We start from the raw sequence: 25550 nt of genomic DNA, 5'->3' as shown, positions 1-25550 counted from the left end.
ATGGTGGCGAAGATTTCCGGTCTCGCCACTTCCGCCGGTGATGGCTTGGGGATGCTCCCTCTTCGACGCAATTCACAGAATGCGTCAGCGCGTTGTGGCTGAGGCGCGCGGAGTCGGCATCGTCGTCGTGTTCTATCACCCCGACGACGACTGCATCAGGCGCGCGAACCGCTTCGCCGAGTTCGGCCTGTGCGTCGTGATCGACAACACAGAGATTCGCCGCAGCGCCTCGGATCTAGGGCTACACGATAGGGTGGTTTATCTGCCGAACGGAGGGAATCGTGGCGTCGCCACCGGCATCAACCAAGGCGTCGCGCAACTGCTCGAACGCGGTTGTTCATGCGCGCTGATCTTCGATCAGGACAGCGAGCCTTCCGGCGAGTTGCTCGCTGGGTTGCCGGCACTGCTCGAGCGTGAGGTGAGCTCGGGGCGGCGCGTCGCGTTGATCGGCCCGGCTTACGACGATGCGCGGCTCGGCGGCACGGCGCCGTTTGTGCGGTTCCGGTTTCCAGGGCTCGAGCGAATCGAGCCGGCCGGGATCGAACTCATCTCCGTGGACTTCCTGATCTCGTCGGGATCGTGCATCAATCTGTCTGCGTGGCATGAGATCGGTCCGATGGACGACGCGCTTTTCATCGATTTCGTGGATCTAGAATGGTGCGTGCGGGCGCGAAACAGGGGATACGAGACACTTGGCTCCCCCACCTTGCACCTCGCGCACTCTCTCGGGGGTGAGCCCATCCGCGTGCTGGGACGGGCGTATCCAAGTCATAGCCCGCTGCGTCACTACTATTTGTTTCGCAACGCGACGGCGCTGATTCTCCGCGGCTATATGCCATCCGCGTGGAAATGGAGCGAACTGGTGAAGCTGCCCGTTCGGCTCGTGATTTACGGTGGCTGGCTTGAGCCGCGCGGGCAGCACCTCAAGATGGCGCTGCGCGGCATGTGGCACGGACTCATCGGCAAGCTGGGCGCGTTCGAACAACCCTGAACGCGCGCTGCTACAGATGAACAATGAACTTCGTTGAAAGGTCGCAATGTTAAGACAAAGTACAGAAGACTTGATTCAAAGCCTCGGCTCCTGGCGGCTGTGGACGCTGCTAGGCTGGCTGGAAGTGCGCCAGCGCTACGCGCGCTCGCGTGTGGGTCCGTTCTGGCTAACGATCAGTATGGGCGTGATGATCGGTTCGATCGGCTTGGTGTACGGGACGCTGTTCGGCCAGTCGATGGAAGATTACTTGCCGTTCCTTGCCGTCAGTCTCGTGATGTGGGGCATGTTCGCGACGACGGTGACCGAAGGCGGACTGGCCTATATCAGCAGCGGCCAGTTCATCCGGCAGGCCTCGACGCCGAAGCTCATCTACGTTCTGCAAGTGGTGTGGCGCAATCTCGTCATTCTGGCGCACAATTTCGTGATCGTAGTTATTCTGCTTGCCGCATTTGGCGTGAAGAGTTGGGAGACGCTGCCGCTGTTCTTGCCTGCGCTCGTGCTCTACATTCTCAACGCGATGTGGATCGCGATGGTGGTCGGCCTGCTGTCCGCGCGCTTTCGCGATCTGCCGCAGATCATCAACGCGCTGATTCAGATTGCGTTCTATATCACGCCGATCATCTTCCGCCCGAAGGCGCTGAGCCGTTTCACCTTCCTTGTCGAGTGGAACCCGCTTGCCTATCTGATCGACCTGGTGCGCGCGCCGCTGATCGGGCAGTTTCCAAGCGCACAGACGTGGGGAATTTGCCTTGGCATGGCCGCCGTGGGCTGGCTGCTGGCGATGTCGTTGACCGGCCGTTACCTTAAGCGCATCCCGTACTGGGTGTAACAGAGAGCAGAACATGGCATTTATCGAACTCAAGGGCGCGACGCTCGACCTGCCTATTTACGATGTCCGTGGCCGCTCGCTGAAGAAAAAAGTGATGCGCATCGGCCGCAGGAACACCATCGCGGAAGACAACGACGGCGTGATTGTCGTGCGTGCGCTCGACAACGTCGATCTGCGCTTCGAGAAGGGCGATCGCGTCGGCCTTATCGGTCAAAACGGTGCGGGCAAATCTACGCTGTTACGCACGATGGCGGGCATCTATGCGCCGACCTCCGGCACCGTCAGCAGCAACGGCAAGATCGTGCCGCTGCTCGACATCAGCCTCGGCATGGATGAAAACTCGACCGGCATGCAGAACATTCGTCTGCGCGGGCTGTTGCTCGGCATGTCGGATAGCGAGATTCGCGAGAAGCAACAGGCCATCGCGGAATTCTGCGAACTGGGCGACTACCTCGACCTGCCGCTGAGGACTTATTCGAGCGGTATGCGTGTGCGTCTCGCGTTCGCTGTTTCCACCGCCGTCGACGCCGAGATCCTCCTGCTCGACGAAGTGATGGGCGTGGGCGATGCCTCGTTTATGCACAAGGCGCAGGACCGCCTCGCCGATCTGCACAGCCGCGCGGAAATCGTTGTGCTCGCGATGCACTCGAATCCGGAGATTCGCCGAGTCTGCAACAAGGTACTGTGGATGGAGCGCGGTCGCGTTCGTGGCTTCGGTCCGATGGAAGAAGTGCTGTCGCAATACGAAGCGACGTCGTAACCCCCGTCATACGAAGGGAATCGTCGTGGGCGCCGGCGGATCGTCGGGCCAAACCATCAAACGGAGAGCGGCCTGCCCGTCTCGCCTGAACGATAACCGACCCAGACGCCCATCTGGTCGCCTTGGAGCTTCGAATGGCAACCAGGTGTGCTTCCCGAGATACCGCATGAATGACCATTCATTTCGGGTTCTGCTATTCGATACGAAGTACAGAAACCCGAATCACTACATCTGCCTGGCGCTCTTCAGCGCGCTGCAGCGGCATCCGCACGTCGCGTTCGTCGCGAAGGCCGAGCCGCTCGACGCGGTCGCCGTGGCGGCGAAGAATGGGTGCAATCTGTTCATCGCGTTCGATGGAGAGGAACTGGACGAGGTGCTGTGCCAGCGCGTAGCTGCAGTGTGTGGGCGTTCGATCCTGTGGGTCACTGAAGACCCCTACGAGCTGGAAGTCAATCTGCGTCATGCGCGGCTGTTCGATCTCGCTTTCACGAACGATTCGTCGAGCGTCGCCGCTTATGGCGCGAAGGGGCGCCACTTGCCGCTCGCGGGCGCGGTGGAGTTTCATTCGTTCCCCTTGCAGCCCGCGGATCGTCCCCTGCGCTACGATCTTTTTTTCGCGGGCACGGCTTGGCCGAATCGAAGCGCTTTCGTGCGTTCGATCCTCACCGGGATGCCAGGGGACTGGAAGTTCAAGCTCGCACTGCCAACCAATCCGTTTCTGCCGCCGCACGGCGTGGACTTGCCCGAAAGCACCCTGTCGTGGCGTACGCCGCCGCCGGAATTCGCGCGCTTTGTGAATCGCAGCGCGATTACGCTGCTGCTGCCGCGCGTGTTCTCGGCGTCAGTCGGCGGGCGCGAATATGGGGAGACGCCGCCACCGCGTCTGTTCGAAGCGGCGCTAGCGGGCGGCGTGCAGATGGTGCACGACTCGCTGCGCGAAGTCGCGCGATCCTTCGAGCCGGACAAGGAGATCATCCTTTTCTCGTCCACGGCGGACTTCATGACGAAAGCGACCCGCGTGATCGAGGACCGCTCGTATCGCGATTCGATTGCCGAGGCGGCGCGCAAGCGCGCGCTCGCCGAGCACACTTACGACAGGCGCGTCGATGCGATCCTGGCTGAAGCGCGCGGCATCGCGCGCAGCACGCCGTGCGTCGACACACAAAAGCCGCGTACGCTGATGTTCGTGGTGCACAACGTGGTGAGTTTCGGCAATTTCGGCGGCATTGAAGTGTATCTCGAGCGCATTCGCACGAAGCTCGGCTCGGACTGGAAGGTGCTGTTCTACCTCCCGGGCGAAGGCGCGCAAGCGCGCGAGGCGCGCGTGTTTTCCGACGATTACACTGAGATTCAACGCTACCGGGTGAACGAGGCATTCAATGCGGACATGCTGACTTCGCCCGCACAGGAGCAGGCGTTTCGGCGCGCGCTGCTGGAGCAAGGCGTCGATCTGGTCCATTTCCACCACTTCATCGGGCATGTCCCGTCGCTGGTCTACGTGGCGTCCTGTCTGGGCGTGCCGATTGCGTTCACCGCCCATGATTTTTTCCCCGTCTGCCACGAGTTCAACTTGCTTTCGTTCAAGCACGAGTTCTGCGGGGCGCCGGACGTTTCCATCTCCCAATGCGATGTCTGCCTGTGGCAGAAGCATCGCATCGCGCCCGGTTCCCAGACGCGGCGGCGAGCCTTCTGGAACGATGTGATGCGCCGTTGCGACCTCATTGTCTTCAATACGGAATCGACGCGCAGCATCTACGCGAAGATGCTGCCCGCGGTGCGGCAGCACGAGCGTGCAGTCATCCTGCCGGTGCCGGTGCTGGACGGCCCGGTGCGCGTGCGGCAGCACTCATCGTCGACGAAGCTGAAAATTGCGATTCTTGGCAATGTGACGCAGCAAAAGGGCGGTGACTTGATCGGACGCGCGTTGCCGATGCTCGCCGATGCGCCCGTCGAGTTCCACGTGTTCGGCCGCATCGATTTTAGTTACGGGAATCTCGTGCGTGCGCAGAAGCTTGGCAACGTGATCGTGCATGGTTCATATTCCGCGGATGCGCTTCCCGATGCGCTCAAGGAATGCGACGCGTCGCTGCATCTGTCCATTTGGCCGGAGACGTATTGCCTAACCTTGTCGGAGGCGTGGCAACAGGGGCTCGTGCCGATCGTGAGCGATATCGGCGCGTTGGGCGAACGGGTTCAGCACGGGGTGAACGGCCTGAAGATCGCGCCGGCCAGCGAAGGACAACTCGTGGACGTCGTGCGCCGTCTCATCGACGAGCCCGAATTGCTTGACACGCTGCGCGCGGGAATTTCCGAACAGCTATATGCAAGCCTGTCGCCGCATGTTGAAGCGTTGCGCCACGCCTATAGCGCGCTGTTGCGCACGCGGCAGCCTGAGGTCTATGCGGCGGCGGAGATTAAGCATCCGGGCCTTGCCGACATGGGCATCGTTCTGCCGTCGACGAAATGGCACGTCGGTGTAAACGAAAGGCCTGGCGTGAGCGAGTCGTCCGCCGCCCGGCTCATCTTCAAGGCGCGCCGGCTCGCGAGCGTCTATCGCTCGCACGGGCTGAAGCAGACGCTCAGGCTCGTCGTGAACCGCGTGCGGAGCCGCGTATGAGTAGCACCATGCGAGTGCTGGTCTGCGGCGCGTCGCCGGACTCGGTGAACAACAACGCCGTCCTGCGAGGATATGTCGGCGATGGCTTTCGTTCACTAGCGCAGGTGAGCGCGGTGCGTATCTGCTCGCTTGAGACCGCGGAGCAGACCGCGCGTGATTTCGAGCCGCATCTCGTTCTGGTGTTCGGCTCGTGCATGCCTTCGACGTCGCACTATTTAGGGCTTAAGGAAGTGGCGCTCGATACCGGGGCGTGCCTCGCATTCTGGCTTCACGACGATCCTTACGAATTCGATTTCTCCTACAAGATTATTCCGCTCGCGGACATCATCTTCTCGAACGATCGCTGGACAGCCACGCACTATGCGCATCCGTGTGTTCATCATCTCCCGCTTGCTGCGGACTCGGCGGCGCACGTGCGCCCGTGGAATCCGCAGAAGGCGCGCGATGTATTCTTCTGCGGCGTCGGCTTTCCGAACCGGGCTGCATTGCTGCGCGACTGCGCGCGGGCGCTGGCGCCGTTCAAAGTGTCGGTGTTCGGATCAGAATGGCCAAAGGACACGCCTTTTGCCGAAAATCGGCGCATCGCCAATGACGAATTACCCGACTGGTGCGCCGGTTCTCTAGCGACGCTGAATCTGGGCCGGCGTTTCAACCTCGCCAATAGCCGGTTCAACCTCGAAGCGTCGACACCCGGACCGCGCACCTTCGAAGCGGCGGCGGCCGGGACCGTGCAGTGCTTCTTCGTCGAGAGCCTAGAGATCGAGCGCTACTACGAGGAGGGCAGTGAGATCCTGCTTTTTGACACGCCAGTCGAATTGCGCAGACACGTAGAGATGTTACGCGACGACCCGGCGCGCGCGAAGTCGATAGCCAGTGCCGCGCGAGATCGGACCCTACGTGACCATATGTACGCGAATCGTTGTGCACGCGTGTTGGAAGTCGTGGTCTCGCATGGGACGGTTGAAAACAACCATTAGCAGCACCGCCGATTGCGAGCCAACTTGCAGGCTTGCACGATACTAGGGTTTGCGACCGCTGGACGCGGATGTGTGCAGTTATCATCCGTGGGGGCAATCGCAGTAGAATAGTGCCCCAAATTGGCTGCAGTTTCGACTTATGCACTTCGAGGTTGCGGTGAGTCACAGTGGGCGGACGGTCGAACAGTGGCGATACAATCGCAAGCTCGTTCGCGTCACGGATACGCGCGCAATTGCGCATATTTGGCGAGAACGATAGGCAGTGCAACGCACTACTTGCCGGTGGAGAACCCTTGCTTTTCGCCAGATGTCGCGGTTCACATCATGCGGGACATAGAATATTCAGCATCCTGCATTACGGATAGACAATGAACGCTGGGTCAAACAACACTATGCGCCGGATATGTTTGTTTTCGTTCTACGACGAGCAAGGATTAGTCGACGATTACGTCATCTTTCTGTTGAAGGAGTTGGGTGGGTTCGTCGAGAAGATCATATTTTTCTCGAATGGTCCGCTGTCGAAGGAGGGTGAGATCGCGCTGCGCGGCGTGGTTCACGAGGTGGTGTTGCGTCCGAACGAAGGCTTCGACGTTCTGGCGTACAAGGAAGGACTGGAGAAGATCGAGTTCGACCGCGCGGGCCGCTACGACGAAGTGTTGATGGTGAACCACACGTGCTATGGGCCGGTGTATCCGTTTGCCGAGTTGTTCGAGGAAATGAGCTCGCGCGAGTGCGATTTCTGGGGCATCACGGCGCACCTGGAGATGACGCCGAATCCCTTCACGGGCCACGGCAAGCTGCCGTATCACCTGAACACGAATTTCGTTGTGGTGCGTGGCGACATGCTGCGCTCGCAGACGTTCAGGCAGTACTGGGAGCGGCTGCAGGGCAGCAAGACGTACGAAGAGGCGATTCTGAGCCACGAGGCGGTGTTCACGGAGTACTTCACCAAGCTGGGCTACGTGTGCGAGACCTATCTGGACAACGCGCGCTATGGCACGCACTACCCGGCGATCCTGGGCATCGACGAGACGCTGATTGATCGCAGCCCGCTGGTGAAGCGGCGCGCCCTGTTTCATGATCCTCGGTTTCTGGAGCACTACTCGGCTGACGTGCCACGCGCGCTGCACATTCTGGAGCAGACATCGGACTACGACCGGTCGATGATCTGGCGCAACATCGTGCGCTCGGCGGAGTTGCGCACGCTCAACACGAACGGGGCATTGACGAGCGTGCTGCCCGACGTGCGGATCAAGCAGAGCGATACGCCGGCCAGTTGCGGACGTATCGCGCTGTGCGTGCACGTGTACTACACGGAGATGCTCGACGAGATACTGGCGCTGGCCGACACGATTCCCTGCGAGTACGACTTTGTCGCCACGACGGAGACCCAGGCGAAAAAGGAGATCATCGAGGAAACGGTGAGCGGACGCAAGAACGTCGGCGAAGTGATCGTGCGAGTAGTTGAACAGAACCGTGGGCGGGACATGTCGGCGCTGTTCCTCAGTTGCCGGGACTTGTTCGTGGGCGACCGCTATGAACTGGTGTGTCGCCTGCACACCAAGAAGACGCCTCACTTGGCTGCGGGGCGTAGCAACATCTTCAAACGGCACATGTTCGAGAATCTCCTGAACAGCCCGGGCTACACGTCGAACGTGATTGACATGTTCCACGACAATCCATGGATCGGCATGGCGATCCCACCGGTCATTCAGTATTCGTACGGCACGCTCGGGCATTCCTGGTACGGCAATCTGCCCGCAGCCACGAAACTCACCAAGCTACTCGACCTGTCAGTGCAATTCGATACCGACACGCCGGTCGCACCGTATGGCGGCATGTTCTGGTTCCGCCCGAAGGCACTGCGCAAGCTGTTCGCGAATCGGTGGAAATGGACCGATTTTGAACCGGAGCCCTATCCAATGGAAGGCACGCTCGGCCACGCGCTCGAACGTCTGATGTGCTATGTGGCGCAGGATGCGCGCTACACCACGCAGCAGATCCTGAGCCCGCGGCATGCGAGTTGGGGCTACGCGGTCCTGGAATACAAACTGCAAAAACTCTCCGCGTTGTTGCCCAACGGGGAGTTCAATTGCCAGTGCACGCTCATGGCGCAGTGGAAAAGCGCAGCCTATCCGCTGACACGGTCATCAGTAGATCGGCCGGCGTTGTCGCCGCAAGTCGGGCCGCCGTCGTCGGTTCGCCGCGCATTCCGAGAGTTGCTGCGCGCGACGAAGCGCTCCATTGCATTTCGTTCGCCGCGTGTCGCGAACGTATTGCGTCCCATCTATCGCGGGACCATCCGGCGGCGATGAGACGCACCGGGTTCTAATCGGGAAGACTCGTTCGACTCGCCCAAAAAACGTTGCACAAAGGAAGTTACCGGTGACACCAAGTAATCCAAACCAACTCCAGCTGAAGGCGACTATGCGCCGGATATGTTTGTTTTCGTTCTACGACGAGCAAGGATTAGTCGACGATTACGTCATCTTTCTGTTGAAGGAGTTGGGTGGGTTCGTCGAGAAGATCATATTTTTCTCGAATGGTCCGCTGTCGAAGGAGGGTGAGATCGCGCTGCGCGGCGTGGTTCACGAGGTGGTGTTGCGTCCGAACGAAGGCTTCGACGTTCTGGCGTACAAGGAAGGACTGGAGAAGATCGAGTTCGACCGCGCGGGCCGCTACGACGAAGTGTTGATGGTGAACCACACGTGCTATGGGCCGGTGTATCCGTTTGCCGAGTTGTTCGAGGAAATGAGCTCGCGCGAGTGCGATTTCTGGGGCATCACGGCGCACCTGGAGATGACGCCGAATCCCTTCACGGGCCACGGCAAGCTGCCGTATCACCTGAACACGAATTTCGTTGTGGTGCGTGGCGACATGCTGCGCTCGCAGACGTTCAGGCAGTACTGGGAGCGGCTGCAGGGCAGCAAGACGTACGAAGAGGCGATTCTGAGCCACGAGGCGGTGTTCACGGAGTACTTCACCAAGCTGGGCTACGTGTGCGAGACCTATCTGGACAACGCGCGCTATGGCACGCACTACCCGGCGATCCTGGGCATCGACGAGACGCTGATTGATCGCAGCCCGCTGGTGAAGCGGCGCGCCCTGTTTCATGATCCTCGGTTTCTGGAGCACTACTCGGCTGACGTGCCACGCGCGCTGCACATTCTGGAGCAGACATCGGACTACGACCGGTCGATGATCTGGCGCAACATCGTGCGCTCGGCGGAGTTGCGCACGCTCAACACGAACGGGGCATTGACGAGCGTGCTGCCCGACGTGCGGATCAAGCAGAGCGATACGCCGGCCAGTTGCGGACGTATCGCGCTGTGCGTGCACGTGTACTACACGGAGATGCTCGACGAGATACTGGCGCTGGCCGACACGATTCCCTGCGAGTACGACTTTGTCGCCACGACGGAGACCCAGGCGAAAAAGGAGATCATCGAGGAAACGGTGAGCGGACGCAAGAACGTCGGCGAAGTGATCGTGCGAGTAGTTGAACAGAACCGTGGGCGGGACATGTCGGCGCTGTTCCTCAGTTGCCGGGACTTGTTCGTGGGCGACCGCTATGAACTGGTGTGTCGCCTGCACACCAAGAAATCCCCACAAGTAGCCGCGGTGCAAGGCAATCTATTCAAGCGTCACCTGTTCGAGAATCTCCTGAACAGCTCGGGCTACACGTCGAACGTGATCGACATGTTCCACGACAATCCATGGATCGGTGTCGCGGTGCCCCCGCTCGTGCACATATCGTATCCGACCATGGGCCACGCCTGGTTCGGAAATCGTCAACGCGCCGAGGAGGTTGCCGCTTTACTTGGTGTCAAGGTGCCGTTCGATCAGGATACCCCCGTCGGCGCCTTTGGCACGATGTTCTGGTTCCGCCCGAAGGCGTTGCGCAAGCTGTTCGCGCATCCGTGGAAATGGACTGACTTCAATGCAGAACCGCGACATGTCGATGGTGGCCTCGCGCACGTGCTTGAGCGCCTCGTCTGCTATGTCGCGCAGGACGCGCGCTATACCACCCAACAGATCCTGAGCCCGCGGCATGCAGGTTGGAACTACGCGATGCTGGAGTGGAAGCTGCAAAAACTGTCGTCGATGATGCCCAACGGCGAGTTCAACTATCAGTGCTCGCTGCTGGAACAGTGGAAAGGCGCAGGCTTCCCGACGTCTTCCACGGGCGCGTTGGGCCTTCCGCCAATGGGAACCTCGTCGGTGCGCCGGTCATGGTACGAGTTTCTCCTTTCGATCAAGCGGGCGGCCGCGTTCCGATTCCCCCGCGCGTTCAGGGTGCTTCGGCCTGCTTACAGGACCGTCACGCGGCGCGGCCGCTGACGTTCGGCCATCGTGGGCCACGGATATTTCACGCATTACACAAGGATGAATAGCATGACACGAATTTGCCTCGTAACGGGCGGAGCCGGTTTCATCGGCTGCGCGATTTCGCCGCTGCTGCTGCGCCACTTCGATCGTGTAGTCGCAGTGGACAACATGCATCCGCAGATTCACAAGACGGCGGACCGTCCGGAACGCCTGGATCCGGGTGTCGAACTGATCGTCGGCGATGTGACGTCTGCGCAAACATGGGACTCGCTGATGCCGGCGCTCAAGCCGCACACGATCATCCACCTCGCGGCCGAAACCGGTACCGGCCAGTCGCTCACGGAGTCTACGCGCCATGCTATGGTCAACGTCGTGGGCACAACGCAAATGCTCGACGCGCTGGTGCGGCACCTGGCCATGCCCGAGCGCATCGTACTGACGTCGAGCCGTGCAGTTTATGGTGAGGGCGCATGGCAAGACGCGTCCGGCACAATAAGCTATCCGGGACAACGTTCGGCAGAAATGCTCGAACAGAAGATCTGGGATTTCCCCGGCCTCAAGTGCCTACCGTTCGAAGCCTCGCGTACGGAGCCGCAACCGACGAGCGTTTACGGTTCGACCAAACTCACCCAGGAGTACATTCTGCGCGCGTGGGCTCAATCGTTTGGCGTGAAACTCGGCGTGTTGCGCCTGCAGAACGTCTACGGACCGGGTCAGTCGCTCAGTAATCCTTACACGGGAATTGTGTCGTTATTCGCACGGCTCGCGCGTGAAGGCAAGAGCATTCCGCTCTATGAGGACGGCGAGATCGTCCGCGACTTCGTATACATCGATGATGTTGCGGCTGCCGTGACATCCATCGCGACCATCGATCCGCTTGCCGCGCACACGGCATACGACGTCGGCTCGGGCGAAGCGACCACCATCCGCCAACTGGCGACCTTGATCGCGGGCATTTACGATGCGCCCGCACCCGAGGTAAATGGCATGTTCCGGAACGGCGATGTACGTGCGGCATCGTGCAACATCGAGCGAAGCCGCAAGGAGCTTGGCTGGCAACCAGAATGGTCGGCGGAGCGCGGCGTGAAGGCTTTGTGCAAATGGATCGACGAGGCGGCCACGGGATGAACGCAAGAGCAGACACGCACTGATGAAAAAACTCGGGTATCTGAGAGCAATCGCCGCGTTGCTGATCGTGATCTGGCACGCTAGCTACCACCTCTGGGACACACGTGGCCCCGATGTGACGCTGGGACCGGACGCCAGCCGTGTTGACCGGCGCGCTTGGCGACGCATCGTTCTTCGTCGTCTTCGGCTAATTGATGTCCACGCTCGCCGGGCGCAACAGCGTCGGCCAGTTAATGCTGTACCGGATTATCCGTATCTATCCGATCTATTGGATCGTAACCGTCCGACTCTGACCGTATAGACGCCTGATGAAGGCGAAGCCATGCTTTCCCGGGGCAAATGTGACTGTGTCCACAAAGGAATCATGGACAGAGTGACTGAATTCACCGAAATCAAAGGCGCCCGGAAGTATCGCCGGCGTACCGTGGACGAGAAACGGCAGATTGTCGAAGAGACGTTATCCGGCGGACGTTCAGTGGCGGAGATTGCATGCAGTCACGAATTGAAGGCGAATCAGTTGTTCGACTGGCGCAAGCAGTATCTGGATGGACGACTTGGCGTGAACGGTCGCGAATGCGCGTTGCTGCCGGTCACCGTGAATGAGGCCGGCGACAGCGGCGTGGGCGAACCGGCAGCATCTACGCCATCGGCACCGGCGCCCGGCAAGATACGCATCCAGTTGCCACGAGGCGAGATACACGGTGAAGGGAGCGTCGATCCCGACACGCTGCGCATGGTGATCCAGTGCCTGAGCCGATGATTGGTTCGTTGGCAAACACGCGTATCTGGGTTGCCGCCGGATTTGCGGATATGCGCTGCGGCTTCGACGGCCTGGCCGCGAAGGTGCAGACCGTGCTGGCGAAGGATCCATTCTTATGTGACGGCGCCCATTATGTTTCGCGTGAGCCTAGCGAGGCAGCGGGGCATCAGAATCCCAGGCATTTCCGCCACATAATTTTTGAGCATTCAATCTCTCTTGACGCGCTAATTTTCCGGCGTCTGTCATAGGAGGGAATGATCATGTTGGAGTTCTATTATCAGTACCCCAGAGTCCTAAATCGCTTACGCGCTGGCACGCTTGGTGGCGAGATTGATCGCATCGCCGCCCGGCTGTCAGAGACGGGTTACAAACCCGCGTCTACCAAGGTCTACCTCGCGCGTATCGCGCAATTTGACCGATTCTTGAGTCAGGTCGGGTGCAAGGTGAGCTTGCCCCCGAAAAACGAATCCCTTGCTGAGCAGGTAAACTCAAGCAAGGAGAAGAACGATGACAAGCAAGGCAAAGCGGGCACAGTACACGCTCGAGTTCAAGCTGGAAGCGGTACGACTGGTCAAAGCCGGGCAAAGCATGGCAGCAGTGGCGGCGACACTGGGTGTGGTTGAACAGACGCTGTACAACTGGGTGAAGGCTGACCGGGAAGGCAAGCTGGCGGGCGCAGGCACGAAGCCTGTGAGCCCGGAACAGATGGAGCTGGCGCGGCTGCGTGCGGAGGTAGCGCGCCTGAAGATGGAGCGAGACATATTAAAAAAGTGCGCAGCGTACTTCGCGAAGGAATCGATGTGAAGTACGCGTTCATCGAGCACAATCGACGCCGCTGGCCAGTCTCGGTCCTATGCGAAGTGCTGGAAGTCAGTCCCAGCGGATATCATCAGCGCCGGCAACGCACCGCGCACGACAAGCCGCACCGTAGCCGCGTAAGCAACGATGCGCTGCTCGCGCAAGTCAAGGCGATTCACATGCAGGTCAAGGGCGAATACGGCTGGCCTCGCATGTGGAAGGAGTTGCTCACGCAAGGCGTGCGCGTGGGCAAAGAACGGGTTCGCAAACTGATGGCGCAGCATGGCATTCGAGCCCGCCACAAGCGCAAGTACATCGCGACGACGAACTCGAACCACGATTTGCCGGTGGCGCCGAATCTGTTGGAGCGCGACTTCACCGCTAACGCACCGAACCAGGTCTGGACGACCGACATCACGTACCTGGCGACAGCCGAAGGCTGGGTCTACCTCGCGGCCATCATCGACCTGTTCAGCAGGCAGGTGGTGGGCTGGTCGATGCAGCCGCACATGAAGGCTGAACTGGTCACGGACGCATTGCGAATGGCGTGGTTCCGGCGTCGCCCTGACGCCGGCGTAATCGTGCATAGCGACAGGGGCAGCCAGTATTGCAGCGGCCTGTTTCAGGACGCGTTGAAGGCCTACGGCATGCGTTCGTCGATGAGCCGACGTGGAAATTGTTGGGATAACTCGCCGACGGAAAGTCTATGGGGTTCGCTGAAGGTAGCACGCATGCACGGACGACACTTCCCCACCCGGCGGGCAGCAATGGATGAGGTGATTGACTGGCTGGGTTTTTACAACGCGCGCCGGTTACATTCAACGCTCGATTACGTCAGCCCCATGACATTCGAAAAGAACTGGTTCGCGGCTCATAGAGGCGAAGCCGCATAATTCACCCAGCTATGGGATTCGTCAAACGGGGGCAAGGTCAAGGATCCACGCTCAATCAATTCAGATTTGGTCGAACGCTTTCTCGATCGTTGCATAAATCGGCGCCAACGCCTCAGCTCGCAAACTGCGATACGCCACCTGCTCCAGGTTGTTTCTGGATCGTCGATCAGGCATCACGCAGAACCGCAGTGTTTGGACTCAGAGGTCCTGCGCGAATATGTTAGGTACCTACAGGACGTCCGTGGTTTGCGGATCAAGACGCGCGAGGGACTGATGCTCGGTAAGCGCACGGCGAACCCATCTTGAACGAAGCGGTATAGCACGTGAGGATAGTGTCCACCAGGATAGTGGACTGACCCCCAGAAGTTGGACGGTTAGATGGCTACGCCTGACCGAATTGAGTCCGATATTTTACGGGACTCATGCCCTGCAGTTTTAGCTTGATACGGTCATTGTTGTAGTACCGGATATAGTCCTTTATGCCGACCTCCAGCTCGTCAAGATTATCAAATTTGTTGAGGTAAAAGAACTCCGCTTTGAGGGTGCCGAAGAAGCTCTCCATGGCGGCATTGTCATAGCAGTTGCCCTTGCGCGACATGCTTTGTGTGATCGAACGGTTCTCAAGAAGGCGCCGGTACACCGCCATCTGATATTGCCAGCCCTGGTCGGAATGCAAGATTGGCTTGTCGCTCTGCTTGAGCCGCCCGAATGCGGAGGTGTCAGGAATTTTGTGTGCTGAGGTCGATTAAAAAATCTCAGCTCATGGCGGAGGTGAATCGCTCGCCGAACAGAATGGCGAACTGATTGACCGCTTGCCGCCAGGTGATAGGCGGCATCTTCCAATCCTTTTCGATGTTGCGCAAGGCCAGATACAGCAGTTTGCTGGCGGCTTCGTCGCTGGGGAAATGACCGCGGTTCTTGACGATCTTGCGCAACTGCATGTGCATGCTCTCAATCGCGTTGGTCGTATAAACGATTCGACGCACCTCGGGGGGATAGGCGAAGAAGGGAATCACCTGTTCCCATTGGCGTTGCCACATGGCCGCGACCGTGGGGAATTTCCTGCCCCATTCGCTTTGAGAGAAGGCTTGCAGCGCCGCCTCGGCGGCTTCGGCGGTAGCGGCCTGATAGACCGGCTTGAGCGCGGCAGCCAGCGGCTTACGGTCCTTCCAGCTCGCCAGATTCAGCGAGTTGCGGATCAGATGCACGATGCAGGTCTGAATCCGGGCGGCCGGATAGACCGCCTCGATCGCCTCCGGGAAGCCGCGCAGACCGTCAACCACCGCGATCAGAATGTCGTGCAGGCCACGATTCTTCAGTTCGTTGAAGACCTTCAGCCAGAACTTGGCTCCCTCGGTTTGCTCGATCCACAAACCCAGCACTTCCTTGCGGCCGTCGGCGCGAATGCCCAGCGCCAGGTACACCGCCTTGTTTTTGACCGTGCCTTCGTCGCGAATCTTCAGCCGCAGAGCGTCGAAATACACGATCGGATACATCGCCTCAAGCGGTCGTTGCTGCCATTGCTCGACTTCGGCCAGCACTTCATCGGTGACGGTGGAGATCAGGTCGGGCGACACTTGCAGGCCGTACAGCTCCAGCAAATGGCCCTGTATCTCGCGCACGCTCATGCCGCGCGCGTACATGCTGATGACGTGATCGTCGAAGCCCGGCAGCCGGCGCTGATATTTGCCCACCAGTTGCGGCTCGAACGTCGCCTGCCGGTCACGCGGAATGTCCAGATTCAGTTCGCCGTTGGGCGTGATGACCGTCTTGCGGCTCGTGCCGTTGCGGTGGTTGCCGGCCTTGCCTTGCCCGGGCTCGTTCTCCAGGTGATGCGTGAGCTCCGCCGCCAGCATGCGCTCAGCCAGTTGCTTCTTCAACTGCCCGGCCAGGCCCGATTCGCCGAGAACCGACTCGGCGTCCTTGTTCTGAATCTGCGCCAGCAATTGATCAATCAGCTCGTCGGGGAACAGCTTCGGCGCCTTCGGGTTCTTGCTCTTCTTGTTCACGGTTGCTTCGGTCATAGAACGTTGTTTCCGCTATCGTCTCATGACCTCGGCACACTAAATCTATGGTCACTCCCATTTTTGCAAGGCTGGTTTTTGATGTAGTGGATTGGCTTGCGTAAATCTATCCGGCGTCGTTGTGGAGATAGCTCTCCGCGCCACGATGAGAATCGCGCCTGGTGATCCTGAAAAAATCTTCGGCTTCGGAAGCCAATTTAGTGTTCAGGTTGTCCGCCAGGCCGGTGTGCCATTCACGTCATCAAATTTCAGCGATCGCAAAACCAGGTGGGTGCACTTCGGTAAAATATATGCGGAGTCCGATGCTCAGCTTGCCATCGAATTCGCTCCCGCATTGAACGTGGTGTGGCGCGTAGCGAGAGCCCAGGCCGTTCGTGCCAGCTTGTTGGCCAACGCACAGGCCACCACGTTGGAATGTCGGCGTGCAAGCATGGCGCGAGCCCATTCGGCCAGGCGGCCGGATTGCCGCTCAAGCCGTATCATGTAGGCTCTGGCGCACTGCACCAGTAGACGCCGAATGTTCTTGTCACCTCGCTTGCTGATGCCTAGCAGGTTAGCCCGGCCCCCTGTGCTGTACTGGCGAGGCACCAGTCCGATGGAGGCAGCAAAGTCCCGGCTGCAGGCGTACTGCTTGCCGTCGCCCATCTCGGCCGCGAGCATGCTGGCCGTGACAGGACCGACACCGGGAATAGACAGCAGGCGCTGACCGAGGTCGTCGTCAGCGAGCTGCCGGACCAATTCCCTGTCGATCTCACCGATCTGTTCGCTGAGGTACTTGAAGTGCGCATGTAGTCTCTCAAGGATCGAGATCAGGCGTGCAGGCAACGAATGCTCGGCAAGCACTGAGGGTAGACGGGCGATAACGGCGTGGCCAACCGGTAGGCTGATGCCGAATTCAAGTAGGAAACCGTGTATCTGGTTGGTCGTCTTCGTGCGGTCGCGGATCAGTGATTCGCGTACCCGATGTAATGCCGCTAGCGTTTGCTGTGATTCGGTCTTTGGCGTAACGAACCGCATGGACGGGCGCGATGCCGCCTCGCAGATCGCCTCGGCGTCCACGAAGTCGTTCTTGTTGCTCTTGACGAACGGCCGCACGAATTGCGGAGAGACGAGTTTGACCTGGTGCCCAAAACTGGTCAGTTTGCGTGCCAGGAAATGCGCACCAGCACAGGCTTCCATGACGACGGTGCACGCATGGAAGGTGGCAAAAAACTCGACGAGCTGCTTGCGGCTTGCCTTCTTGCGAAACACCGCTCGACCGAGCTGATCCTGACTGGGCGGCGACAATTGTCTTGGCCGGTCGTTGACGATTGTTTTGGCCGGTGGTGAGGAGTTGGAGGCGGCGTAGCCGCCGGAGACGACGAACCACCGGCGGCGCCAGGTCGACGGGGCTTTAGGATGGGCTGATCGAAGCTTAAATAAAAAGCGGTCAGCTCATGTCTGGAACCCGCATTACCGACCAACAGGTTCGTCTCTACATGAACAAGCGCAAACACCATCCGCAGGAAGTCGCGGCCGCCAAGACCGGCATCAGCGTGCGTACGGCACGCCGCATCGAGCGCGATGCCACGTTGCCCTCCCAGAAGCCACGCCAATCATGGCGGACCCGCCCTGATCCCTTCGTCGACGTATGGGACAGCGAAGTCGTACCGTTGCTGCGCAACGCGCCCAACCTGATGGGCATCACGATCTTGCGCAAGCTGCAGGATGATCACCCGGATCGATATCCCGATAGCATGCGTCGCACGCTGGAGCGACGTATTCGCCAGTGGCGGGCACTCGAAGGGCCTAGCCTGGAGGTGTTCTTCCCCCAGGAGCATCAGCCCGGCGTGCGCGGACTGTCGGACTTCACCGATATGAGCAAGCTGTGCGTGACGATCGGCGGCGCCCCGTTCGGCCACCGGCTGTATCACTTCGTACTGGCGTTCTCGCGCTGGGAGTATGCGAACGTTGTTGAGGGCGGCGAGAGTTTCGAGGCCCTCGCTGCGGGATTGCAGAACGCGCTATGGCAGGCGGGCGGCAGCCCGCACGAACATCGCTCTGACAGCCTGTCGGCCGCCTTCAAGAACTTGCAGGAGCAGGAGGACTTCACGACACGTTATGCGGCGTTACTCGACCATTACGGCATGGAGGGCACGCGCAATAACCGCGGCCTGGGCCACGAGTATGGTGTGGTAAAAAAAATGTCGCGGTGCCTCTTAATGACCCTGTATTGCCTGTCAGATTCACGCGCCCATGGCGACATAATTTCAGGCTGATACTGATATTCCACTGATCAACATTGGGGGAATATCATGTTTGAGACTCTCTTTACGCGTCCGCATGTTCTTGCTGCCCACACGCTCGCGCCCTGCGTGGAATCCAGGAAACGCTTCCTCGTACATTGTCAGGAACTGGGTTATCCGCCTAAGTCGATCCGCAAGATCGCGTGGGTCCTGCTGGTTTTTTCGCAGAGCATGGATCTGTCCCGCCCGCGGTTAATAACGCACGAGGAAATCGCGTTTGCGGTTGACCACCGGATTCGTCTCGTTCGAAGTGAGCGCACGAACGAGTCCCGCAGCTCGCGGCTTCTGTTCATCCATACCGCCACGGCCTGGCTGTGTTTTCTGGGGCGTCTGGAGGAACGGCATCCCACGAGAGAACCATTTGTTCGCTATGTCGAACACTACGTCGATTTCATGCGCGACCAGCGAGGACTCTCTCCTGCTACGATTTCAAACTGTCGTGATGAGATCGGTCATTTTCTGGCGATGGTCTGCCGCCCTGACAGGGCAATTGATGCTCTCACTATCCACGACGTCGACACCTACCTCGCGTACCAGGGCAACCATGGCTGGTCCAGAGTGTCATTGCACGCGCTTGCGAGCACGCTGCGCAATTTCTTCCGGTATGCAGAAGGACAAGGCTGGGCTACCAACGTTGCGTGCGGCATTGAAGCACCCGTAGTGTATAGGGAAGAGGGTTTGCCGCTCGGGCCAGATTGGGATGACGTGCAAAGATTCGTCGCCAGTTTTGTCGGCGACAGTGCGATCGATCTACGCAACCGTGCGATGATCATGCTGCTGGTTGTCTACGGACTGAGGCGCGGCGAGGTGGTACTGCTCCGTCTGGAGGACATAGACTGGTGCGGCGAGATCCTTCATGTCCATCGTCCCAAGCAGCGTTGCACACAGCAATATCCGCTGGTGGCAACAGTTGGGAATGCCATTCTGCGTTACCTGAAGGAGGCGCGTCCACGAAGCGCTCATCGTGAGCTGTTCCTGTCGGTTGAGGCGCCGATCCGACCGTTGTCACCTGCGCGCGTAAGCGACATTGTCCGATCGCGTCTCGCAGTGCTTGGCATCGACATCCCGCGGCGTGGCGCACATTGCCTGAGGCATGCCAATGCCCGGCACTTACTCGATGCTGGTTTTGCCCTGAAGGAGATCGGCGATCATCTCGGCCATCGCAGCGCTTCGTCGACGAGAACCTATGCGAAGGTTGACCTGAGCGGACTGAGGCGTGTGGCCGAAATCGATCTGGGGAGTTTGCTATGACGCTCTCCGAAGTTGTCGCCCAATACGTGCGCCACAAACGGGCATTGGGCATGCGCTTTGATTCCGAAGCGGCCACGCTTGCCTCATTCTGCCGCCGGGTTGATGGCAACATTGATGTGACGTCGGTCACGCTCAGGCAGGTACATGACTTCCTGACTGGCAACAGGCCGCTGACTAACCATTGGCGCAAGAGAAGGTCGGTACTTGACTGCCTGTTTCGTTTTGCCCTCTCGCGTGGGCATGTCTCGGCTTCTCCACTTTCTCCCTACAGTCCGGAATTGCCGCCACCGCTGATACCCTATATCTATTCGCAGCAGGAATTAAAGCGCCTGCTCGACGTGGCTCCGGCGGCATGCAGTCCATACGGTCTGCTGGATGCATATGTTTTGCGTGCACTCATTCTGATTCTGTATGGCGCTTGCCTGCGCCATGGCGAAGCCTTGCGGCTAACCATGCAGGACGTCAATCTCGACGAAGCCGTCCTGCACGTGCACGAGAGCAAATTCTATAAATCGAGGCTGGTTCCGCTAGGCGCAGATCTGAATAGTGCGATGCGAACCTATGCCCGGCAACGCAACCAGAGATTTGGGCAGGCACCGGCTGCGCCGTTCTTCTGTTTCCGCGATGGTCGCCCTGTGACCCAGAAAGCTGTGTGCAAGGCCTTTCAGCGACAGCGCGTCCTGGCACACATCCAACGCGAAGGCAGTGCGTCCTGCCAGCCGAGGCTGCATGATTTGCGGCACTCAGGCGCAGTGCACCGGCTAATCGCCTGGTATCGCGGTGGCGTGGAGTTGCAACTGTTGTTACCGCAACTGGCCACCTATCTCGGCCACATCGATCTCGCGAGCACCCAGCGCTACCTCACTCTGACGCCCGAGTTGCTGAATGAAGCTGGCACGCGCTTTGAAACTTACTTCCTTGAGGTGCATCATGAATAACTCATCCCTGCTGGGTCCGTGGATCCGGCGGTTCCTGATCGAGTATCTGGTGGGCGAACGTAACCTTGCCATCAATACGCAAAAAAGTTACCGCGACATGCTCATGCTGTTGCTTCCGTATCTGGCCGCCAAGGTCGACAAACGGATCGACCGCCTGAGCGTTGATGATCTCTCCGCGCAAATGGTCCGCCTGTTCCTGACGCACATGGAAGAACAGCGCCACTGTATGGTGAGCACGCGAAATCAGCGGCTCGGCGGCATCCATGCGCTGGCTCGTTTCATCGGCGAACATGCACCGGAATACATCGAATGGTGGGCACAGATTCATCTGATTCCCGTCAAGAGAACCAGTCGGCCGGAGATCAGCTACCTTAGCAGGCAGGAAATGGACGCCCTGCTCGCAGCCTCTGACATGAATACAGCACAGGGGCAGCGCGAACATGCGTTACTGCTCTTCATGTTTAATTCAGGAGCGCGTGCAAGCGAAGCCGCGCAGCTCAGGATTGGCGACATTGACTGGCACACGCGTTCGGCCAGCATCGTCGGCAAGGGGAACAAACATCGCCGCTGCCCGCTCTGGAAATCCACAATCGAGGCGTTGCGCTCACAGACTGAAGGCAGGGCCGCCGCCGAACCTGTGTTCCTCAACCGGTTCCACCAGACGATGACGCGCTCCGGCATTCATGCTCTGGTGAAGCGCTGCGCTATTCGTGCTGCAGCCAGCGCGCCGTCACTCGCCGGCAAGAATGTGCACCCACATGTGATCCGGCATACAACCGCTTCGCTACTACTGCAGGCCGGTGTCGACATCAATACGATACGCGGCTGGCTTGGGCACGTGTCTTTGGAGACGACCAACATCTATGCCGAGATCAACCTGGAAACAAAGGCGCGGGCGCTGGCGACATGCGAAGTGGAAGGCAATGCCGAAGTACAAAAACAATGGCGTGATCAGCCCGACCTGATGGCCTTCCTCCGCACCCTGTAGCCGAATAATATGTGCTGTTCGATTTCCGCAAAGACGCTGCCTTGGCCTCGTTGGTTATCGACCAGCACATTTTTTTTACCACACCATACTCCCAGCCTGCCGCCCGGTTACAGAAATCCGGCTCGAACAGGTAGTGACTGCACATCGCTTCGAAGCGCGCGTTGACTGCACGCTCCTTGCCGCGGCCGACCTTGTCCACGGCAGTCTTCATGTTGTCATAGATGCCGCGCCGGGGCACACCGCCGAATGCGGCGAATGCACGCGCGTGCGCGTCGAACAGCATCTCGTGACTCTGGGTTGGATAGGCGACGAGCCAGAACGCACGGCTGGCATTGAGTTTGACGTGGGCGACCTCCAGGCGCCGCCGCAGCCCGCCAATGAAGGCATATTCGCAGCTCCAGTCGAACTGGAAGGCTTCGCCGGGTTCGAAGGCGAGTGGCACGTAGGCCTTCCTGCGCGGGGCTTCGGCCTGCTCCTCGTGCCAGCGCCTTACGAACGCGCTGACGCGGCCGTAGCTGCCCGCGTAACCCTCGCCGCGGATCGCCTCGAACATGAACCGCGCGGTGCGCCGGTCGCGCTTCGGGCGATGACTGTCCGCCCGCAGCCAGCCCGTCAGTTGTGCGGCCCATTCGTCGACGACGCTCGGGCTGACGCGCTTTGGATACTTTGGCTCGACAGCATCGGTCTGCCGCAGCCAGCTGCGCACCGTGTTTCGGGACAGGCCCGTTCGCCTCGCAATCTCGCGCAGCGGGACCTTCTCGCGGAAATACATCCGCCTGATCTTGGCCAATATGCCCACCGTGATCACCTCTGTATCCCCTGCTCAAAAATTGAGCAGGATATTCAATCACGTGGGTCAAAATTCGATGAAAATTACGGCCCTCAGTGGGTCAGTTCTACATGGACATCAACACTGCCGGCAAGTACGTCGATGGAACACCGCTATACCGGATGGCAAACGCATTAGGGCGCGCCGACATCGAAGTCGGACGCGGCACGCTGGCAAACTGGATCATCCGGCCAGCTGAACTGCACTATAGCCGGCTCTACGAGGCCTTGCGCAAGACGCTGCTGTCGCAGTCGTTGATTCATGGTGACGAGACAACGGTGCAGGTACTCAAGGAGCCTGGCCGTGTTGCGCACAGCACATCGTATATGTGGGTCTACCGCAGTGCCGAAGATTGCGCGCAGCCGGTCGTGCTGTTCGACTACCAGCCGGGGCGCGGGCAGGAATATCCTCAAGCGTTTCTCGTCGGCTATGAAGGCCTGCTGATGACGGATGGATATGCCGCCTGGCGCACGCTCGAAGGCCCCACGCACTTCGGCTGCCTGGCTCACGCACGTCGAGCCTTCGTCGACGCGCTCAAGGGCATGAAGAAACCGGGCGGCCGTGCCGCGCAGGCGCTGGAATACTTCAAGGCGCTGTATCAGGTCGAGGCACTCGCCAAAGCCGATCTGCCCGAAGGCGAGACACGCGTTGACTGCACATACCGGTTGCGCCAGCAGCACAGCGTGCCACTACTCGAAGCGTTCAGAAAATGGCTGGACGAACAGGCGCCGCAGGTCCTGCCAGAAAGTCTGCTGGGCAAGGCGATCTCATACACGCGCAACCAGTGGACGTATCTCTGTCGCTACGTGAGCGACGGGCAGGCACCCATCGACAATAACGTCATCGAGCGAGACATCCGTCCATTCTGTACAGGCAGGGCTTCATGGATGTTCAGTGACACGGTTGCCGGCGCGAAGGCGAGCGCCATGATCTACAGCCTTATGCTGACCTGCAGGGCTTGCAAGGTTGAACCCTACGCCTACCTCGTGCACGTACTCACGCAATTGCCACAGCGCGCACAGGATGCCGACGTGACCGACCTCTTGCCCTTCAACTTCGCAAAGCTCACCGCCACCGTCACTCCTCGAGCTTGATCTGCCCGACGCATTGAGAGCACCTTGCTCACCGATGTGTTCTCGTCCGGCGCACCCACCTTCGCGCACGTTTCCAAACTCGGTGTGCTAGATCACGCGCTTACGGTCTTTGGTGCCGCGCGTCCTCATCACGCCTACCTGTTCGCCAATCGCCGCGCCACCCGCATGAAGGTGCTGGTCCATGACGGCGTCGGTATCTGGCTCGCGGCGAGGCCCTGAACAGGGGCCGCTTCGTGTGGCCGCAGGCCGGACTGGGCACCCAGCAGTCAATGACGCAGGAGCAACTCGCCGCCCTCGTGCTGGGGTTGCCCTGGTGTCACTGACCGGCGTTATGGAGCCATTCCGGGATCGGCGTATTGGCGCCACCTGATGATCGGCGGTAAGCGCCTCGTTTCGACCGTTGTTGAGTTAAACGTGTAGAGACGCGATAGTGGCTCCCACCATTTTGAAGTGGCGGGAATCATTTTGGCACCAGAAGAGAAGACCATCGTGGGCACCCGCAAGAGCCGCCCGAACCATAGTGACGAGTTTCGACACCAGCTGGCTGTGGCTGCATGCGAACCGGGCGTGTCTGTCTCGAAGCTTGCGCGTGAACATGGCATCAACGCGAACATGCTGTTCAGGTGGTGGCGCCGGTACCAGGCAGAGCGACAGGCCGAAACGACCAGGCTGATTCCGGTGACAGTGGTAAGTGATGTATCCACCGACATTGTGCCCGCGGCATCAGCCGAAGCGGCAGTGATGAAGTCGGGCGCGCCCACCGGAACGATCGAAGTGCGAATCGGTCGAGCGGTGATCAGGGTGGATGGTGTAGTCGACGCCGAAGCGTTGCGTACGGTACCACTTTCGTTTCGCAGTGGACGTTGCCGTTCGTCGTGCCTGCAGTCGTCGGAGCGGCATGCCGACCACGTCGCGTTCCTCCTTGGAATCGTGCCATGCAGGTACGGCGCAATGCAAGTGGAAGCCGAAATCCAAATGAGTCTGGAGCCGCATTCGCGCGGCGCTAGTACAAATGTATGTCGTGGATGCTCGTGGCTTTCGCGTCAGATCGAATGCGCTAATAAGTCCAAGAATTCTCGCACGTCTCGACTTTTCTCCAAAAGCGGATTTAACTTCTCCGGTCCGTGTTCCCACCAGCGAGAGCTAAGCAACCGCTCAATCAAGTCAATTTCGAAACGATAACGAAGAATGCGCTGTGGGTTACCCACAATAACTGCATAAGGGGGAACGTCCTTCGTCACGACTGCGCCTGCTCCGACAATTGCTCCGGTGTGTATCGTGACGCCGGAGAAATAGTCGCATTTGCACCGATCCAAACATCATTTCCGATAACAACATCTCCTTTCCAGCGGTTGGAAGGATTTATCTGGTGAAGCGTCGTACTTGTGGACAGCGAGAGCTTAGGATGCTCTCCTCCAAGTATGAACGTTGCGCCATGCGCAATCGAGCAGAAATTCCCAATCATAAATGTACACGGAGCGCCCCAATAGTAGACCGTTGGGCGGTTCACATGGCTATGATGTCCGACGGCTATTTTAATTTCTTGGACGGGGAAAAAGAAACTTTCATCAGTAGATGGCTCCTGTATTTCCGCGGCCACCTGCATGTTCGGACTTTTCTTTGAGAAGAACTTGGATAGTGCCGTCATTTATGCGCACCTACGAAAGTCAAGGCATTCCGGTTAAGCAGCGTTGTGTCGGCCGACCTGGCATTGTACGGCGTCACACTGCAAAAATTCGCCATACTACACCTGCTTGTACAGGCTCGGTGATGCCCGAAGATCATCGTCAGTGCCGATAGCGCGCACCGAAAACGCCGATCTAGGCACTCATCTTTCGAGGTCAATTTCGCACTTTGTCGGGTCGGCGTGTGACCCGGCTATGGCTCTTTCGGGGCATCATCCACTGTGCCAATTCGCCGAACCTCTGAGCAGCACGAGCGCGTCAATCTTTCTGAATGCGGACTGTCGGCTAGGAAATCGTCCAATCCCAAGCTGCGCAGCTTCCTGTCACACATCGCTTTCTTCTAATTGAGTTCGGCAGCTTTCCGGCTGCGAATC

At 59.3% G+C, this 25550-nt stretch carries 19 protein-coding genes and 4 pseudogenes; 18 read left to right on the top strand and 5 right to left on the bottom strand.

What is annotated here, in order from left to right; all coding sequences use genetic code 11:
- The first annotated feature begins 79 nt into the window (after positions 1-79).
- From BLW71_RS12135 to BLW71_RS12085, 11 genes are all read left to right on the top strand, one after another.
- Positions 80-991, top strand: coding sequence for a glycosyltransferase family 2 protein (locus BLW71_RS12135; protein WP_091796536.1), 912 nt, complete (start codon positions 80-82; stop codon positions 989-991).
- A 46-nt stretch (positions 992-1037) separates the two neighbouring features.
- Positions 1038-1820, top strand: a complete 783-nt coding sequence (locus BLW71_RS12130) for an ABC transporter permease (RefSeq protein ID WP_091796535.1) — start codon at positions 1038-1040, stop codon at positions 1818-1820.
- Positions 1821-1833: 13 nt separating this feature from the next.
- A complete protein-coding gene (locus BLW71_RS12125; RefSeq protein WP_091796534.1) occupies positions 1834-2580 on the top strand; it encodes an ABC transporter ATP-binding protein in 747 nt (248 codons plus the stop codon).
- 166 nt (positions 2581-2746) lie between these two features.
- The gene (locus tag BLW71_RS12120; RefSeq protein WP_091796533.1) at positions 2747-5197 is read left to right on the top strand and encodes a glycosyltransferase family protein; all 2451 of its coding nucleotides are present in this window, start codon (positions 2747-2749) and stop codon (positions 5195-5197) included.
- A 44-nt stretch (positions 5198-5241) separates the two neighbouring features.
- Complete coding sequence (locus BLW71_RS12115) at positions 5242-6174, top strand: CgeB family protein (protein ID WP_177205016.1); 933 nt, start codon at positions 5242-5244, stop codon at positions 6172-6174.
- 407 nt (positions 6175-6581) lie between these two features.
- A complete protein-coding gene (locus BLW71_RS12110) occupies positions 6582-8489 on the top strand; it encodes a rhamnan synthesis F family protein (protein ID WP_218157117.1) in 1908 nt (635 codons plus the stop codon).
- A 127-nt stretch (positions 8490-8616) separates the two neighbouring features.
- Positions 8617-10515 (top strand): rhamnan synthesis F family protein, encoded by a 1899-nt coding sequence (locus BLW71_RS12105; RefSeq protein ID WP_218157116.1) that lies wholly within the window; start codon positions 8617-8619, stop codon positions 10513-10515.
- Between the two features lie 54 nt (positions 10516-10569).
- Positions 10570-11631: an NAD-dependent epimerase/dehydratase family protein gene (locus BLW71_RS12100; RefSeq protein WP_091796529.1), complete on the top strand. Its 1062-nt coding sequence runs from the start codon at positions 10570-10572 to the stop codon at positions 11629-11631.
- 364 nt (positions 11632-11995) lie between these two features.
- On the top strand, positions 11996-12391 hold the full coding sequence (gene tnpA / locus BLW71_RS12095; RefSeq protein WP_177205015.1) for an IS66-like element accessory protein TnpA: 396 nt from the start codon (positions 11996-11998) through the stop codon (positions 12389-12391).
- Complete coding sequence (gene tnpB / locus BLW71_RS42775) at positions 12388-12639, top strand: IS66 family insertion sequence element accessory protein TnpB (protein ID WP_091796527.1); 252 nt, start codon at positions 12388-12390, stop codon at positions 12637-12639. Before tnpA (BLW71_RS12095) ends, tnpB (BLW71_RS42775) begins: the two co-directional genes overlap by 4 nt.
- A 259-nt stretch (positions 12640-12898) precedes the next feature.
- Positions 12899-14082 (top strand): IS3 family transposase gene (locus BLW71_RS12085; protein ID WP_091793237.1). Its coding sequence is split into 2 segments (ribosomal slippage): positions 12899-13163 and positions 13163-14082, totalling 1185 coding nucleotides; the frame shifts between segments, so codons are not numbered across the junction.
- 382 nt (positions 14083-14464) lie between these two features.
- On the opposite strand, the pseudogene BLW71_RS12080 reads toward BLW71_RS12085, so the two are convergent.
- From BLW71_RS12080 to BLW71_RS12070, 3 genes and pseudogenes are all read right to left on the bottom strand, one after another.
- A pseudogene (locus BLW71_RS12080) lies at positions 14465-14794 on the bottom strand (transposase); the annotation flags it as partial.
- Positions 14795-14837: 43 nt separating this feature from the next.
- Positions 14838-16106: an IS256 family transposase gene (locus BLW71_RS12075; RefSeq protein ID WP_091796526.1), complete on the bottom strand. Its 1269-nt coding sequence runs from the start codon at positions 16104-16106 to the stop codon at positions 14838-14840.
- A 306-nt stretch (positions 16107-16412) separates the two neighbouring features.
- A complete protein-coding gene (locus tag BLW71_RS12070) occupies positions 16413-17393 on the bottom strand; it encodes an IS110 family RNA-guided transposase (protein ID WP_286161986.1) in 981 nt (326 codons plus the stop codon).
- 149 nt (positions 17394-17542) lie between these two features.
- On the opposite strand from BLW71_RS12070, the pseudogene istA (BLW71_RS12065) reads away from it, so the two are divergent.
- The 4 genes and pseudogenes from istA (BLW71_RS12065) to BLW71_RS12050 form a co-directional block, all read left to right on the top strand.
- Positions 17543-18284: pseudogene (istA, locus tag BLW71_RS12065) on the top strand (IS21 family transposase); the annotation flags it as partial.
- Between the two features lie 116 nt (positions 18285-18400).
- On the top strand, positions 18401-19642 hold the full coding sequence (locus tag BLW71_RS12060; RefSeq protein ID WP_286161985.1) for a tyrosine-type recombinase/integrase: 1242 nt from the start codon (positions 18401-18403) through the stop codon (positions 19640-19642).
- Positions 19639-20580 carry a tyrosine-type recombinase/integrase gene (locus tag BLW71_RS12055; RefSeq protein WP_091796524.1) on the top strand — a complete coding sequence of 314 codons (942 nt, stop codon included), beginning with the start codon at positions 19639-19641 and terminating at the stop codon, positions 20578-20580. The genes BLW71_RS12060 and BLW71_RS12055 overlap by 4 nt, the downstream gene beginning before the upstream one ends.
- Entirely contained in the window at positions 20573-21568 is a 996-nt protein-coding gene (locus BLW71_RS12050; RefSeq protein WP_091796523.1) for a tyrosine-type recombinase/integrase, read from the top strand. Before BLW71_RS12055 ends, BLW71_RS12050 begins: the two co-directional genes overlap by 8 nt.
- 70 nt (positions 21569-21638) lie before the next feature.
- On the opposite strand, the pseudogene istA (BLW71_RS12045) reads toward BLW71_RS12050, so the two are convergent.
- Positions 21639-22367, bottom strand: a pseudogene (gene istA / locus BLW71_RS12045) (IS21 family transposase); the annotation flags it as partial.
- 122 nt (positions 22368-22489) lie between these two features.
- Here istA (BLW71_RS12045) and tnpC point away from each other — a divergent pair.
- The 3 genes and pseudogenes from tnpC to tnpA (BLW71_RS12030) all read left to right on the top strand — a co-directional run.
- Positions 22490-23491 (top strand): annotated as a pseudogene (tnpC, locus tag BLW71_RS12040) (IS66 family transposase); the annotation flags it as partial.
- Positions 23492-23515: 24 nt separating this feature from the next.
- A complete protein-coding gene (tnpB, locus tag BLW71_RS40840; protein ID WP_177205014.1) occupies positions 23516-23710 on the top strand; it encodes an IS66 family insertion sequence element accessory protein TnpB in 195 nt (64 codons plus the stop codon).
- Positions 23711-23941: 231 nt separating this feature from the next.
- Complete coding sequence (gene tnpA, locus BLW71_RS12030; RefSeq protein ID WP_177205013.1) at positions 23942-24673, top strand: IS66-like element accessory protein TnpA; 732 nt, start codon at positions 23942-23944, stop codon at positions 24671-24673.
- Between the two features lie 55 nt (positions 24674-24728).
- Here tnpA (BLW71_RS12030) and BLW71_RS40835 read toward each other — a convergent pair whose 3' ends face one another.
- Entirely contained in the window at positions 24729-25139 is a 411-nt protein-coding gene (locus tag BLW71_RS40835) for an LbetaH domain-containing protein (RefSeq protein WP_177204929.1), read from the bottom strand.
- Positions 25140-25550 lie beyond the last annotated feature (411 nt).

Origin of the sequence: Burkholderia sp. WP9 (assembly GCF_900104795.1) — a bacterium.
Lineage (GTDB): Bacteria > Pseudomonadota > Gammaproteobacteria > Burkholderiales > Burkholderiaceae > Paraburkholderia.
The sequence above is the reverse complement of the archived record's forward strand: the minus strand, read 5'-3'. Positions and strand labels throughout refer to the sequence as shown.

Excerpts from the sequence above, each read along its gene's own strand:
- BLW71_RS12135 (WP_091796536.1), top strand. The coding sequence starts at position 80 with ATGCGTCAGCGCGTTGTGGCTGAGGCGCGCGGAGTCGGCATCGTCGTC.
- BLW71_RS12130 (WP_091796535.1), top strand. The coding sequence starts at position 1,038 with ATGTTAAGACAAAGTACAGAAGACTTGATTCAAAGCCTCGGCTCCTGG.
- BLW71_RS12125 (WP_091796534.1), top strand. The coding sequence starts at position 1,834 with ATGGCATTTATCGAACTCAAGGGCGCGACGCTCGACCTGCCTATTTAC.
- BLW71_RS12120 (WP_091796533.1), top strand. The coding sequence starts at position 2,747 with ATGAATGACCATTCATTTCGGGTTCTGCTATTCGATACGAAGTACAGA.
- BLW71_RS12100 (WP_091796529.1), top strand. The coding sequence starts at position 10,570 with ATGACACGAATTTGCCTCGTAACGGGCGGAGCCGGTTTCATCGGCTGC.
- tnpA (WP_177205015.1), top strand. The coding sequence starts at position 11,996 with ATGGACAGAGTGACTGAATTCACCGAAATCAAAGGCGCCCGGAAGTAT.
- tnpB (WP_091796527.1), top strand. The coding sequence starts at position 12,388 with ATGATTGGTTCGTTGGCAAACACGCGTATCTGGGTTGCCGCCGGATTT.
- BLW71_RS12075 (WP_091796526.1), bottom strand. The coding sequence starts at position 16,106 with ATGACCGAAGCAACCGTGAACAAGAAGAGCAAGAACCCGAAGGCGCCG.
- BLW71_RS12060 (WP_286161985.1), top strand. The coding sequence starts at position 18,401 with ATGTTTGAGACTCTCTTTACGCGTCCGCATGTTCTTGCTGCCCACACG.
- BLW71_RS12055 (WP_091796524.1), top strand. The coding sequence starts at position 19,639 with ATGACGCTCTCCGAAGTTGTCGCCCAATACGTGCGCCACAAACGGGCA.
- BLW71_RS12050 (WP_091796523.1), top strand. The coding sequence starts at position 20,573 with ATGAATAACTCATCCCTGCTGGGTCCGTGGATCCGGCGGTTCCTGATC.
- BLW71_RS40835 (WP_177204929.1), bottom strand. The coding sequence starts at position 25,139 with ATGACGGCACTATCCAAGTTCTTCTCAAAGAAAAGTCCGAACATGCAG.